At 59.2% G+C, this 14,518-nt stretch carries 10 protein-coding genes; 5 read left to right on the top strand and 5 right to left on the bottom strand.

Going from position 1 to position 14,518, the window contains the following annotated elements; translation table 11 throughout:
* Window positions 1-24: 24 nt before the first annotated feature.
* The 5 genes from CA51_RS23915 to CA51_RS23895 all read left to right on the top strand — a co-directional run bounded on the left by CA51_RS23915 (window position 25) and on the right by CA51_RS23895 (window position 4,891).
* Entirely contained in the window at window positions 25-435 is a 411-nt protein-coding gene (locus CA51_RS23915) for a hypothetical protein (RefSeq protein WP_145123643.1), read from the top strand.
* Window positions 436-438: 3 nt separating this feature from the next.
* Complete coding sequence (locus tag CA51_RS23910; protein ID WP_231745870.1) at window positions 439-1,707, top strand: multiheme c-type cytochrome; 1,269 nt, start codon at window positions 439-441, stop codon at window positions 1,705-1,707.
* A gap of 17 nt (window positions 1,708-1,724) precedes the next feature.
* Complete coding sequence (locus CA51_RS23905; RefSeq protein WP_145123642.1) at window positions 1,725-2,771, top strand: hypothetical protein; 1,047 nt, start codon at window positions 1,725-1,727, stop codon at window positions 2,769-2,771.
* Window positions 2,772-2,797: 26 nt separating this feature from the next.
* Window positions 2,798-4,006: a tetratricopeptide repeat protein gene (locus CA51_RS23900; protein ID WP_145123641.1), complete on the top strand. Its 1,209-nt coding sequence runs from the start codon at window positions 2,798-2,800 to the stop codon at window positions 4,004-4,006.
* A 195-nt stretch (window positions 4,007-4,201) separates the two neighbouring features.
* A complete protein-coding gene (locus CA51_RS23895) occupies window positions 4,202-4,891 on the top strand; it encodes an ABC transporter ATP-binding protein (protein ID WP_145123640.1) in 690 nt (229 codons plus the stop codon).
* Between the two features lie 39 nt (window positions 4,892-4,930).
* Here CA51_RS23895 and CA51_RS23890 read toward each other — a convergent pair whose 3' ends face one another.
* The 5 genes from CA51_RS23890 to CA51_RS23870 form a co-directional block, all read right to left on the bottom strand.
* On the bottom strand, window positions 4,931-7,408 hold the full coding sequence (locus CA51_RS23890) for a hypothetical protein (protein WP_145123639.1): 2,478 nt from the start codon (window positions 7,406-7,408) through the stop codon (window positions 4,931-4,933).
* 3 nt (window positions 7,409-7,411) lie between these two features.
* Window positions 7,412-9,769, bottom strand: coding sequence for an ABC transporter substrate-binding protein (locus tag CA51_RS23885; protein ID WP_231745869.1), 2,358 nt, complete (start codon window positions 9,767-9,769; stop codon window positions 7,412-7,414).
* 67 nt (window positions 9,770-9,836) lie between these two features.
* Window positions 9,837-13,238, bottom strand: coding sequence for an outer membrane protein assembly factor BamB family protein (locus tag CA51_RS23880; RefSeq protein ID WP_145123638.1), 3,402 nt, complete (start codon window positions 13,236-13,238; stop codon window positions 9,837-9,839).
* Window positions 13,239-13,241: 3 nt separating this feature from the next.
* Window positions 13,242-13,994, bottom strand: coding sequence for a biopolymer transporter ExbD (locus tag CA51_RS23875; protein ID WP_145123637.1), 753 nt, complete (start codon window positions 13,992-13,994; stop codon window positions 13,242-13,244).
* Between the two features lie 12 nt (window positions 13,995-14,006).
* A complete protein-coding gene (locus CA51_RS23870) occupies window positions 14,007-14,480 on the bottom strand; it encodes an ExbD/TolR family protein (RefSeq protein WP_145123636.1) in 474 nt (157 codons plus the stop codon).
* Window positions 14,481-14,518 lie beyond the last annotated feature (38 nt).

The following is a 14,518-nucleotide window of genomic DNA, read 5'->3' as shown; positions in this document are numbered from 1 at the left end:
ACTCCCTTAAACACTTTTAGGTCCATGAAAAACGTTAGCCAATTGTTTATCGTTGCTCTGTTGGTCGCTCCCGTCCTGATCGGCTGTGGTTCAACCGATCCGGTCCAAGTGACCGATGCTCAAAACCTGAATGCTCAAGTCGAAGGCTTGGGCGACGCCGCGGGCGATGAAGCAAGCTTTGCCAAAGCATTTGTCGCCGGGGCTGCTCCCGAAAATCGCAAAGACTACGGAGCGCGTGGCTTCCAAGTTGTCGGCGATGCGACAGTTGACGGTGACAGCGCAACCGTGCCAGTCAAAATTTTCGGCGGTGTCTACAGCACAACCGGAAAAGATGGTGGCAGCAAAAAGCCTTCCGATGCAACCGAGACCGAACAGGTCTGGACATTGCAGCGAAATGGCGACACTTGGAAGATCAAAGACGCACCGTTGGGCTAGTCGTTGAAACGCGAAAAAGTTAGTCCAAAGAAGCGGATGGTTGCAGCGGCGGGTGAAAACGCCTCGCCGCGAATTCGTCCGACGACCAAGATTCCGGCCGCTGCGGCGATCGGAATCTTGTTGGCGTTTGGCGTCGTCGCCATTTTGGTTGCCGATGCGATCAGACCGCTTCCGTCCGTTGAGTCCGCCGACGCGTCGGCGGCCGCGTCGACACCCGGTTCATCGCCGGAATCTCCGCAAGCGGCCGCCTGGAAGCGAATGATCGACCAGCATTTCGCCGGCGATGCGGCGTGTGCCAGTTGTCATCCCAAGCAAGCAGCGGCGCAGCGGCGCTCGGGGCACTCACGGACCGCAGTCGCTATGCTCGATTCGGACTTCGCATCCGAACTGCTGGCAGGCCAGCCCTACCCCGACTCGCGGCGACCGCAAACGTTTGAGTTCACTTCGCACAGCAATCGCTTTATGGTTCGCGACGTCGACGATCCCGGGCTGCCAGCGCTGCCGGTCACCTGGCTGCTCGGTTCGGGCACGCACGCGCAGACGCCGATCTTCGTCGACCAACACGCTCAGCGCGGCGTCGAGATGCGCTGGTCGTTCCTTGCCAATCGAGACGGGATCGGGCTGACACCCGAACATGAAAAGTTCGATCAATACGAAGCCAAATCGCTGCAGTGTTACGGTCGGCCGATGGACGCCGGTGATGTTCGCAGCTGCCTTGGTTGTCACACGACCGTCGGCCCGCCGGCTCAGCTGCCGATCCAAAACGATCTGTATGTCGCCAATGTCGGTTGCGAACGCTGCCACGGGCCGCGGAAGCAGCACGCACTGCTCGCGCATCAGGGACGCGGTGAAGAATCCAAACCGTTGGTCCAGTATGCATCTGCCGAAGCTTATATCGATGCCTGTGCCCAGTGTCATCGCGACGAGAGTTCGGTCTCGCCGACGGCACAGCCGCACGAACTGGTTCGCTTTCAGCCGTATGGTTTAAAACGCAGTCGCTGTTATCTCGAATCGCCCGACAAGCTAACCTGTTCGACCTGTCACGATCCTCACGACACCGTCTCGCACGACCGCACCGTCTACATCCAGCAATGCCAACAGTGCCATCAATCGGGACATGATTCATTGTGCACCGCCAGTCCTCAAGGCGATTGCATCGATTGTCATATGCCGGCCACCGAATGGACGGCGGGGATCGCGTTCCATGATCACGAGATCCGAATTCACGAGGCTCTCGCACCAAAACACTCCACGCCGCAGGTGAAGCCTTGAGCGCCGAACTTTCCCCGATGTCAGTGCGATCGCGAGTCGCAGCAGTTCCCGCGGCGCGGGATCAGGCCAGCGGTTTCCTGTTCTCGCCGCTCATCGATCTGCTGTTCATCGCCAACATCTGCTGGCCGTTGATCCTGTTTATCGATGGTTTCGGCGGCGCGACGACGCATCAGAGCCTCACGTTTTGGCAGATCTACTTTATCACCACGCCGCATCGATGGATCACGTTGGTTCTCGTGGGGCTAGACAAAAAGAAGACCGCCGACCGGCGAGGGCTCTTTATTGGCCTGGCGCTAGCGATCGTTGCCGGTTGCTTGTGTCTGCGATTCGGAACCGGCACGCTGTTGTGTCTGGGCGTGATCGATTACATCTGGAACGCCTGGCACTTTTCGTCTCAACATCACGGCATCTATCGCATCTATCAGCGTCGACAACCGCAGCATCGCGATAACGGAGCGTCGTGGGGCGAGAAGGCGTTGTTTCGTGGATTCGTGTTGTATGTGATCGCTCGTGTGGCCGGTTGGGGATGGACCGAGGGACCCTTTCCCGGATCGGATGCCTTCGCGCCGCTGGATCTGATCGTCGCCGGCATCCCGCTCTACTTCGTGCTGCGACAGTTGTTCCAGATGCGTTCGCTAGCCGCTTCAGGCATCGCCAGCTTTGCCTATCTGGCCAGCATGATGGGGCTGTTCACCGCGATGTTGTACGCCAGCCATCTGCAAGACAGTCAATTGGTTCTCCGCCTCGCCTTGGCGTCGGCGATATTCCATTCGCTGGAATACCTGGCGATCGTCACTTGGAGTGTGCAGCAATCACGCGGCAAACCCGCGAGTGCTGGCGATGCCCAGCCTGGCGTGTTCGCCTATCTGGCCGGGATGTGGATGCTGTTCTTGGTCGCGTTTGTAGTGCTGATCGGCGTGGGCAATTACCTGTTGTCACGCGGTTACTTTGAGGTCTGGTTGTTGGTCAACATGATCGTTGCCTTTTGGCACTATTGTTTCGACGGGTTGATCTGGAAGTCACCCAAACGATCCCGCGCGGACCTGGCGGTGGAGGCTGCATGATGTCGCCGGTTCAACCTGTCGCAAGAATGTTACTCCCCCACGCGGTCGCGTTGCTCGCGGTCGCCTCGTCGGTCGGTCTGCTGTTGCAATGGCGGACGCCAGCCGGCGATGCGATCCTCGTTTTTGCTCGAATCGACGTCTTGGTGTGCACTCTGTTTTTGAGTCTTCCGTTGGCGCTGGAACTACTGCGCCGCGGGCGTTCTGCTTCGCTGGGGATCAGCGCCGCGGCGATGTTCTGCGGCTGGGGGATCGTCGTCGCACTGATGGTTTGGGCCGCCAGTACCCTGCCCAGCGGTGAGATCAGCGAGTGGAGTCTCGTTGCGATTCGAGGAGCGATCGGTTTGTGTGTGGCCAGCGGTTCGGTTGGTTTTGCGAATCTGGTCGCTCATCTTGCTGGCGGCCGTCGCGACCGCGAGCAGCCACTATCGCCCGACGGAGATATCGAACGCGTCCTATCGGCGTGGCCGCGCCGGACGATCTTTGCGGGGCTGTGGATCTTGGTTCCCGCAGTTTACGCGCACGCGGTCGCCGCCGACTTACAGAAAGCGTTGACCGAATCGCTGCAGAACCAGCGGATTGCGTTGGCCGCGCGGCAAGCGGATCAATTGAGTCAGCTGGCACCAACGCAAACGATCGACGGGACTCCGCTTGTCACTCTGCTGCCGCAGTTGCAACAGCGGCGAACTCAATTGATCGATCAACTGGCAACCGCGACGGAGCCGACGTCGCTTGGCGAGATTGCCCAGCAGATCACGACGCTGGTCCAATTGGAACGCCACGACGAAGCGCTGCGGCGGATCGAGCCGTTGACCCGCGGAGCCAACTTCCATCCGGTGGCGCTCGATTATCAGGGGCTCTGTTTCCAGCGGATGGAGCGGCCCGAAGAGAGCATGGCGGCTTACCGGCGTTCGCTGGAGTTCTGGATGTCGCAGCCCGATGGCCAGGCTAAGCGGTCGGGACTGATCAGCGGATACAAAGGCGTTGGATTTGCCGCCCGGCGACTGCAGATGCGATTGCTGGAAGAGCAGGCGTATCAGCAGCTTGTCGAAATCGCACCGACTGGCGAGCATCACTTTCTGTTGGCCCAGTGTTATCGCGAGCATCAAAAGACGCGGCTGGCGGCCGAGCATTTTAAGGCCGCGATGCAGCAGGATCCAAGCATGCAAAGTCAGATCGAAGCGATTCTGGCGACGCTGTCGATGGATCACTTCAGTTGTTTGAGCGTCCCGCGGTGATGCGGCGGTTCGCTGCGAACGGTCGGCGTTGCACGGCAGCGAGCGGGTCGGGCGAGCAAGCTGTCTAGCAATGGCCCAGATTCTCGGTAGGATGACTTGATCGGCTGTTTGCGATTTTGCCAGCCGGCCAGAGCTGGGGCGACGCGAATCAGCCGCTAGCGAAACGCAATCCCTACGCGACGCGAGAAGTCATCCATGAGCAAGTTGGTTGTCGAACAGGTCAGTAAGCAATATGAAACGCGGACCGATCCCTTGGTCGTGTTGCGGGATGTTTCGCTGCAATTGGAAGCGGGGCAAAACGCGGCGATCATCGGTCCCAGCGGCTCGGGCAAAAGTACGCTGCTGCACATCCTCGGTTCGCTCGATCGGCCGACTTCGGGCAGCGTGAAGCTGGACGATGTCGACCCCTACGCGTTGGATGAAGAAGCGATCGCGCTGTTTCGCAGCCAACGGATCGGCTTCATTTTTCAAGAGCATCATCTGCTGCCGCAGTTGTCGGTGATCGAAAACGTGCTGGTCCCGTCGCTGGCTCACGGCAAGCCGTCGGCGGCGAGGGTCCAGCGAGCCCAAGATCTCTTGGATCGCGTGGGGCTAAGCGGACGGTTGGAGCATCTGCCGAGCGAGCTATCCGGCGGCGAGCGCGAACGCGTTGCGGTTGCTCGGGCGCTGGTCTGCGAACCGACGCTGGTGCTAGCCGATGAACCGACGGGGAACTTGGATCGCAACACCGCCGAGACCGTGGGGCGGTTGTTGGTCGATCTGCAGAAGCAGGAAAACGCGATGTTGATCGTCGTGACCCACAGCATGGCCCTGGCCGACCTGATGCAGCAACGCTACGAATTGATCGACGGTGGGCTGCAAGCGGTGGTCGGCGACGCTGGTTGATCCGGCGACGCGAGAAGTTGTCGCCGGCGGCGCGGAGAGCTAATTGGTTTCCGCTTCGGCGTTTGCTTTACTCGGCATCGGTTCGCCCTTTTCGACGGCGATCAGATCGCGTTGCAGCGAGTTGATCAGGGCGTCGGAGATGTGTTCTTTCAGCAGTTCGCGGGTGCGGCCAAACATCCGGCGGATCGCCGCGTTCTGCGACTTGCTCTCGGTTTGGATGACCGTCGATTGAAAGTCCATGTCGTCGGCGATCAGCGTATAGCTTGGTTGTTCCTTGAGAGCTCGGAATAGTTCCCGCGCCGATTCCAGGTCCCCTTTCTCCAGCTTGATGCGGATTCGTGCGGCCAACAGGGTCCGGATCGCGACGAGGTCGACGATCTGATTCTCGACACCCTTCAGGTAGGCCTCGGCTCGCAGACGCGTGTCGTCGCCGCGGATGTCCGCAACTTCCATCTCCGATTGTCCGGGCACCACGGGCAGTTTCGCCAGCACTGAACGGCCGTTCTTGACGTACAGCAGCATCAGCGGTTGGTCGGTCTTTTTGATCCAGATCCGGCCGTCCCAGTCGGTCCGTCCGACAAGCTCCATCTCGCGTGAATCGAGTTCTTTGCTGAAGATGTCGTATCCGATCAGCGGCACGTCCGGCTCACCTTGAGCGTGCAAGCGGACGATGGTTTCGTCCAAAAACGGACGGATCTTCATCGCGGTTCGCATCGTCCTGCGATCGGATCGACCCTGCAGTGTGCCGACGCGGCCAGCGTAGGCATCGAGTTCGATCTTGGCCTTATCGAGTTCGGCCGCCTTGAGATATGCGAAGTCGACGATCTCCAGCAGCGACGGGTTGCCGAAGCGATCGATTCGGCGAATCATCGGTTGCAGCAGATCGCCCGGCTTGATCGCCGCGGGCGACGACTCGTCTAGCACCAGTTCGCCTTCGGCGTTTTCGATCATCAGCAGGCCGCCAGCGCGGACGCGGCCCGAAGCGTTCTTTTTGCCGACGTTATCGAGTCGAACGATCGGCGCGAACGACTTCAGCGTCGCCCGAGCGACCGCATCGGCCAGCGTGCGTTGGTCGATCGCCGACGCGGTGACGATCGGGCCCATGAACCGCATCGGGCAATCGAGTTCGCGGACCGAGATCGACATCGGGGATGCGGCGGTTTCGATCCGAACGATAAAGACTTTGTCGGGGTTCTCGATCTTTGGCGCGACGGCGCCGGGGATTTTCGGGTCGATGATTTTTGCTTGCGGCTGCAAATTCAACGCGATCCCGCGGGGTAGGATCATCGCGTCCATCAGGTCGTCGTTGACCATCTTCTTCTTGGCCTTGCGAGCCGCCTCGTAGACCTCTTCCTCCTCGCCGACCGACCACTGCGATTCGAGATACAGCACGCCTTCGGGTTGAGCGGAAAGACGCGTCCCAAACTTGGTCCAACCGTTTCCTTCGACGATCATCTCGCGCAGTTGGTCGATCAGAACCTGTTGGTTGATGAATTCGTCCTGCTTGTCGATGCCAACGGCCCCGTCGGGCGTTTTGATCCCATCGGGCCGAGCTGTCTTCAGGTAGAAGTCCTTGAAAACGCGGTTGGGCAACGGCAGGAACGTCTGCGTGCCGGGCAGCCGCATGTGCAGGTTGTCGTCTTCATCGATCTTCCATTGCTGAACAAATTCAGCCCATGGTTGCCGTTGTTCCAGCGCTGCGCGAATCGGTTGCAGGATGATATCGGTTGGGATTGTCAGCTCTTGCGTCTCGCTGAGCTTGAGGATCAGTTGCTGGTCTTCGGTGAGCGTCGTCGTGTCGCTGATCGCCGCCCAAGCCTCGCTCTCGGCGATGATCTTGTTGATCCGTTGGGCTTCGGTAGGCGAGGCGGTTGGCAGCGATTCCTTGTACTTTTCGACGGCGCTGCGGAGCCGTGGGGCCCCTTCATCCAAAGCGTTTTTCAAGCGAGCGATGAAGGTTTGATCGAAATAGATTTCGACATCGGATCCGTCTTGCGCGGCCCCGGCGATCACTAGACGCTCGGGCGTTTTGAACGTTAACGAATCGAGGAACCGGTTCCAGTTGGCTTTGGGGATTTCGGCAGACGCTCGGCTCATCGTCTCGATCGCGACGGGATCGCCGGGGATCGATTCCAGCTTGTCGGCGGCGGTTGCGATCGAGCGGACCGACGACGAAAACAGGTGGTTCCGCTTCATCGCCAGGACGTAATCGCGGGCTGCGATATCGTCGTATTCCAGCGTTTCGTAGTTGCGATAGAGGATCGAACGGATCTCGGCTGGCGGTTCTTCGACCACCGGGCTCCAGGCGGCACCGGGCGACTTATAAAACGATTCGTCGAGGCTGTGAATCAAGTCGGGGATGTCGATCGCGGTCCGGTCGTCGGCGACGATCCAGACGACCACATTGTAGGGCTTGAAATCCCAGGGAAGCGGATTGTCCCCGCGAGCTGCACAGGCGAGCAGGGCCAGCCAAGGCAGGCAGGAGATTCGGACGATACCGTTGACGAAAGATCGCATGCGTTATTTTGTGCTCGAGGAGAGTCGCCAATTATCCAGCGATTGATACAGCGTGACGTTGCTGCGGCCGACGCCGCGGATGTCTTTGCGAAACGCATACGAATCGACGAGCTGCCACAGCGGCAGGACGGGGAGTTCGTGGTGCGAGATGCGATGCAGTTCGCGGAGGCCGTCGCGGACATCCTTCCAGTTTTTCGACATTTCCAACATCCGCAACCCCATCCCGACCAACTGGCTGTCGGATTTGGCCAGCCCATCGGGGCCGACGATGCGGCGGGCATCGGCGACCGGTTCCCAGACGCTTGCCATCACGTAGACGAGGTCGCATTGGCCCGGTTCGGGCCAGGTTTGCCCTGGTGGCAGTTTGATCGTTTCGACTTCCAATCCGCTCAGCAGTGACAACTGCGTTTTGATCGCTTCGCAGGCGACGTTGGCGATGTCGGTGGCGGGATATCCGATTCGGATCGGCTTCAGTTCCGGCGGCTCCTCTTTGTTCCGTTTTGCCAGCGCCGCAGCCTGCTGTTGGGCCATCGTGATCAACAGCGTGCCCAATCGCGGTTCGTAGGGACGCGGCAAAATCGTCTCGTCGTAGGCGTAGGCCAACGGGTCGTTTAGTTCGATCCCGGCGGGGAACGGTCCCGAGAGAACTTGGCAGCCCTGCACCGATTTGTTGGCCAGCAGTTCCCCGCTGAGAATCGTCTCGCGATCGATGCCATACAGCAGCGCTCGGCGGAAGGTGCGGTCGGCTAGGAAGTGGTGATCGGAACAGGGAACCAACATGTGGACCGATGGCAGCGGGTAATTGTTCACGCTGACGCGGGGATCCTGTCGCAGCCGATCCGCGTCGGCGGGGAACAGTTGGTCGACGACATCGAGTTCGCCACGAAGCAGGCCGGAGACGGCATCGCCCGAATCGGCGAGTTCGATTTCGACAACCTCACGCGGTTGGTGTTCCTTCAAGTCCGTGCCGGTGTAGATGTAGCGAGTGATTCCATCTTTTTGAAGGTCGAAGCGGTACGAACCGGTCGGGGCTCCCGGTTTGCCTTCGAAGACGCCCCCTTCGATCTTCCGCTGCAGCAAGGCGTGCGGGACGACATGGGGACGGTTCAGATATGCGGTGATCTTGGTCAGCGTGGGGATTTCGATGCGGTCTAACAACGCCGCCCAGGGAGCCGAATAGTCGGGGTGGTCGGGGCGAGCGCGATTCATCAACAGTTCGGAGACGTTAAACGAATTGGCGGTTGCCAACGACGGCGGCAGTTCGTTCAGGTCGATGTCGAAATACAGTTCCTTGCGGTCGTCGCTGATCTCGAGATCGCCAAACAGGAAATCGTATTCGCCTCCCTCGGGGCCAGCGCCGCTGATTTCGAAGAGCGTTCGGTACAGCAAGCGTCCCGCGCGGCGAGCCGACCAGTTGTCGATCCGCGTCGGGTCGAAGACGGTTGCGGTTTGCAAAACGCCGACGTTCACCAACGGGTATTCCGCGTCGATCTGCGCGATCAACTCCTTGCCCCCTTCGATCCGCGGCCAGATCGCATAGCTTTCCCGCGACAACGCTCGCGCCGCTCGCATGTCGCCTTTCTTGCGAGCCGCCAGAGCGGCTTCACGCTTTTCGGTCGCCATCTTCAAGAAGACGTCGGCCCACTTGGGAATCGAGGAGATCTCGCCGTCGGGGTAATCGCTCTCGAGTCGCGCGTGCAGCTTCTGGGCGTATTCCAGTTGTCCGCCATCGACAAGTTCTTGGATCAGTTTGTCGGTCACCGCTCCGATCACCCGCAGCACGATCGCGGTGTTAAACGTCGGGTTGTGTTGGCGGAGCGATTCGAGCATCGCCAGGGTGTGCTTATATTCGCCGCGTTTGAGCGAATCGGCGGCGTTGCGATACATGTAGTCGGTGCGCAGTTGGTCGAGTCCTTCGATCTGCGGGTAATCGCGCAACAGGATCGCCAGCAGCGGATAGGCATCGTCGAAGCGTTTTTCGCCGATCATCTTTTGGACTTCGGCTTGCAGCCGCTTTTCCCAAAGCTCGATCGTTTCGATGTCCTTCCAATCGGCTTCGTATTTGGTCCCCTCCAGCCCAACAAGGTTCATGATCAATTTCCCCTTGGGGTTGATCGGCAACTTGCGGTTGGGGAAGTTGAAGGGGATCGTACGGACGGCGCCGCCGCCAGCTTTCTCGGTGAACCGAACGATATCAAACGGTTCGACATCCAACAGTTCCATTCCGGTTGGAACGGGACCTTGCGCATCGTTTTGAGCCTTCGCGACGGGACTGCTGCCAAACCACATCGCGACGCACAGACACAAAACCCACGCCGAGGCGAAGCGGTTTCGTGAGTCTATCAGGCTTGGGATTGGCATCGTATTAAATTTCAAGTCCATGATTTTAGCGAAGCGTTGCACGGCCCGATTGGCCACGACGGTCAGCTCAGTTTACGTTGGCCGGAGGATCGATAGCGAACACGATTCCCTCGGCTCCCGGGACGACGATAACGCTGCCAAACACAAGCGGCGTGCCCGAAAGCGGTTGCCCGATATCGGTTTTTCCCTGCAGTTGGCCGTTGCTCGGATCGATCCGCAGGACCCAGCCTTGTTCGCCGGCAAGCAGCAGCGACCCATCGGCCGGCAACGGATCTCCAACCGGTTTGCCCGCGGGCAGATCGACCTGCCAAACAGCTTTGCCCGTCGAATCGAAGGCTGTTAGTTTCTGGTTATCGGTGGCGACCAAAGCGACCGAATCGATCGTTTTTGGGCCCCAAGTGACACGTCCTTCCAGCAGCAATTCGGTGCCGGCTTTGAGACTGTTGGAATCAAAGGTCAGCAGCATGTCGGCCGATGGGCCCGATGCGATCGCCAGCACCTGGTCGCCGACAATGGTCAGCGGGCCCAACAGTGGCCGTTCGACATCGTTGTCGGAAAGTTGGCGGATCTGGTCGCCAGCTCGCACGCGATACAGCTTCTTGCGGTTGTCGCCAAAGATCACCTGTTCGGGATCGCTTGGCAGCGCGGCCATCGTCGTCCAGGTCACCTTTTCGTCGGGCTTCAGCGATGGTTGGAACGGGTTGGAAAGCATCCGACCGCTCTGCCAGTCCATCATCGCAATCCGGCCGCTGTCCTGCGGCATCAACAGTCCTCTGCCGACGACCAGTGGATCGGCGGTGGGACGGCCGTCGGGGAGCGCCAGTTTGACCAGCCGCAGCTTTTGTTTCTCGCGCGACGGATCGTAGACAGCGATCTGGTCGGGCTTGGTTTGGTTAACCATGATCTTGGTGTTCTCGCCAAACGAAATCGGCGAAACAAATTGGATCCCGTGTCCCTGGCCGCCCGGATTCTCCACCGGCTTCTTGGTCGCTCCCGAAGCGATCGAGGCGGAGTCGATCTCGTAGAGTGCTCCCTGCGAAGTCGCGGCGTGCAGCGTCGATCCGTTTTTAGCAACAAACGCCGTGGGGACACCGAGGTCGGTTTGCCAGAAGACCTCCATCGTCTTGGGCTCAACCGCGGTCACGCGGATCCCTTTGGTGCCGCTGACAACGCGAGCGTGAATCAGTGCGTTGCCGATCAGTTTCGGTTGAGCCGAGAAGACATCGCCGGCATATTTCACTTCGCCCGGAATCACGCGGCCCGTGTTGATCTGCAGATCGAAACGCATGATCTGGCTGCCGGTGACCCACATCTGCGATCGATCGATCGTCATCTGCGTGAGCGTCGGTTCGCTGTACGAAGGAACCTGTTCGGCAACCTTGCTGACCTTGTTCGTCTCTGCGGTTGGTTCGACTTCGAATACCGAGATCTGGCCGAGGTTGGTGACGACGATCAAGCGTCGGCCTTCGATCTGCGGCGCGACCAAGACGTTGCCGGTTAAGCGGAAACTGGTTTGGGCTTGTTTGAGTTCATGGCCTCGCTTGTCAGTTTGCAACACGTGCATCAAGCAATAATCGCTCGACCGGTTTTCGAAGACAAACACATGGTTTAACAGGTACGTCGGCGGAACCCGGATCGATTTCTCTTGGTGCCCTACGTAATAAGATTCGATGCAGTTGCCGTTGCGGTGATCCAACACATACAGGTTGCTGTGATCGCCGGGAACGTAAGAGACCGACAGACCCTTTCTGCTTTCGGTTCCGGGGCTGACTTCCAGGGCTTGTGGGATCTGGGAGACCCACTGCGTCTTGCCTGTTTCGGCGTCCAACGAGACGACTTTGCCCGAATGCGTGCTGAAGTTGATCGTTTCGTCGGCGACGATTGGACGGGTGAAGGTCTCGCCGATCGCGGCTCGCCATTGCAGCTTGCCATCGGCTCCCGACAATCGCTGGACCTCCAATTGCGAACCGTCCGACAGCAGCACGCCGTCCTCGGGTGTTTCGCCCAGAGCGGTCGGTGGATGTTCGTCGCGGTAACCGACAAAACGCCGCCACAGCAGCGAGCCGTTGGAGGCTTTGAGGGCTTGTACCGATCCGCCGACGCGGACGAAGTAGACGAGATCGCCCAGTTCGTTGAGTGACCGTCCCGACTGGTTTGCCAGCACGATCGATTTACGGATCTTGGTCTCCAGTTCGTCGGTCGATACCTTCAGTTCGGCGACGCCAGTTTTGACAAGTTCCTGTTGCAGCTTGCTGGCTTCGGCGATCAACGCGGTCATCTGCGATTCGTCGTGCAGACGTGGGTATTCGCGGATGATCTGTTTCCGCGCCGCGTAAGCCGTCTTGGTGTCCTTCGCCTCCAACGCCTTCTTCATCGCGGCGACGGTATCAGCCAGTTTGCGGTCGCGGCTGATGTCGCGGGTGACTCGCAGCCGATCCTCTTGGATGATCGCTAAACGCTTGCCCAAGCTCTCGCGCAGTTCGCTGGAAACGTAGCTCGGCTCGGCGATCAATTCCATCTGTTGATCCAACTGGCCGATGATCTTTTCTTTTTCGTTGGCGTCGACTGTCTTGTCGGCTTGCTTGACAAACTTCTCCGCCACCTCGACCAACAGCCCCGCCAAGTCGGCTCGGTTTTCGCCGAGCGCTTCTTCATTGATGACCGTTGGCAGCAGGGTAGTCGCTGTTGTTAGGAACTTTTCGGGATCGGTCGTGTTCTGCAGCGTTTGGTACAGCTGCGACATCGCGATCCGGACGCGAGCTTTCGAAGAGTCTTCGGTCTCTTCGCCAAAGTTGTCGAGGAAATCCTGGTAGGTCTGTTTCGCGCCGGTGTAATTTTCCTGAGCGTACAGCCCGTTGGCTCGCTCCATGTATTCGGCAGCGTTGCCCTTGTTGATGTAGTTCCAGAAGAACCAACCCAGCGGCAAGCAGGCCAGGATCGCGCCGGCGACGCCGTAGATTTTGAACGAATCCCAGACGCTTTTTTCAGGCTCGGTCGACTTGCGTTTTGCCGTGCGGCGGGTGCCGCTGGCCGAACGCTTCGGTTTGTCGGTCGCTTCGTCCCCCGAGATCGGTTCGGCTTCCACCGTTTCGGCGTCGACGATCTGAGCGTCGACAATGTCCGCCTGGATCGGTTCGACTTCGACCGGTTCGACCTCGATGGCTTCGATCGCCATCGCCGCATCGGTTTCATCGTCGAGCAGCAATTCGGGCTCTTCGGCAACTTCCACCGCCTCGACGGCTTCGGTTTCCTCTTGATATTGTTCGGATCGCAATTCGCCGATCAATTTGGTCGCTTGGTATCGGGTCAGGTGTCCGTTATCGACCAGCAGTTTTGCAACCGCTTCGGGAGTCACCCGCGCGCCACCCTCTTCCATCTGTTGGTTTAGAGCATCGACGATCTCTTGGTCCAACAGACCACGGCGTTCAATCAGGGCGATCAATTCGCGTGCGAGCACAGACTGTGACATCAACTATCCTTTTACCTCAGATTTCTGGATCTCGGAAAAACCGACTTCCGCTCCAGCGTCCATCGCATCGACGACCGCTTCGATCACGGCGTCTTCGTGAACCTCGATCTTCAATCGAGCTTCGGATTCGGGTTTTGCTTCTTTCAACGCCCGGATCAAATTTTGTTTACCGGGAACCTCGCGCTCCCAGTCGGCAGCCAACACGGTGAACGAATTAAATTCGTCGATCTGGACGGTCACCAGATCGATCTCCTCTTCGGGTTCGTCCTGTTGGTTGGTGCTAGGCGCTTCGCTCTGTTCTCGCGGCATCGTGATCGACTTTTGCAGACTGAACGACGCGGTGACCATGAAGAAGATCAGCAGCAGGAAGGTCACGTCGACCATCGGCGTCATATCCAGTTCCGAATCGTCGCGGATCTTGCCCTTCATCTGCAGATCGTCGGGAGCAACCTCTTCTTCGATGCCAAAGTTTGTCGCGTTGACAGCTTCGGCCATCGCGTGTCCGTGATGGTGAGCGGTCGCGGTGGTCTCGACCGAGGCGTGAGCTTCTGTCGCCGCCGGTTCGGCGGCGGCGGCTTCGACGGTCTCGGCCTCCGCGGCATCGCTGCCGTCGTCGGTCGCTTCGATTTCGATCGGTTCAGCCGCCGAGGGCTCTGAAGCGACGGGGATCGCGTCGGCGGTGGGCAGATCGGCACCACAGCTTTCGCAACGGACGCCTTGCGTTTGGGCACCGCACCGCGGGCAGGTCATGCTCATCAAATCAGATCCCTATTCCTCTTTGACCGCGATATACGTTTGTTCCACTTCGGGGAAAGCGTCGCCGAGCATTTTCTGCACGCGCGTCACCTCGCCGCTCCGGACATCCTTCTCGCACATCAGCATGATCTTCGCCTTGCCCGATTCGCGTTCGCGGGTGATGTAGCGGGTGATCGCTTCGAGTTGTGCTTCGGGATCGTTGGAGAAGGTGACGCCATCGTTGGATTGCAATTCAGCCGTCTCGCCGGTTCCCCGTTTCATTTTAACCACTGCCGAATCTTTTGCCGAAACTGCGAGCCCATTATCGGCCAGCGGCAGGTTGGTTGTCTGCGATGGATCCATCTTGGAACAGACGACGAAGAAGATCAGCAGCAGGAAGGTGATGTCGATCATCGGCGTGATGTCCATCTCGTCATCATCGGACCGCGTGGAGGTCATGATCGGCGGGTCGTCGTCGATTTCGTCGATCGGGGCCGCTGTGGACATGGTCGGTTACTCGAACGGGGACGGGATGGAAAAGGTTT

It is taken from the genome of Rosistilla oblonga (assembly GCF_007751715.1).
GTDB lineage: Bacteria > Planctomycetota > Planctomycetia > Pirellulales > Pirellulaceae > Rosistilla > Rosistilla oblonga.
The sequence above is the reverse complement of the archived record's forward strand: the minus strand, read 5'-3'. Positions and strand labels throughout refer to the sequence as shown.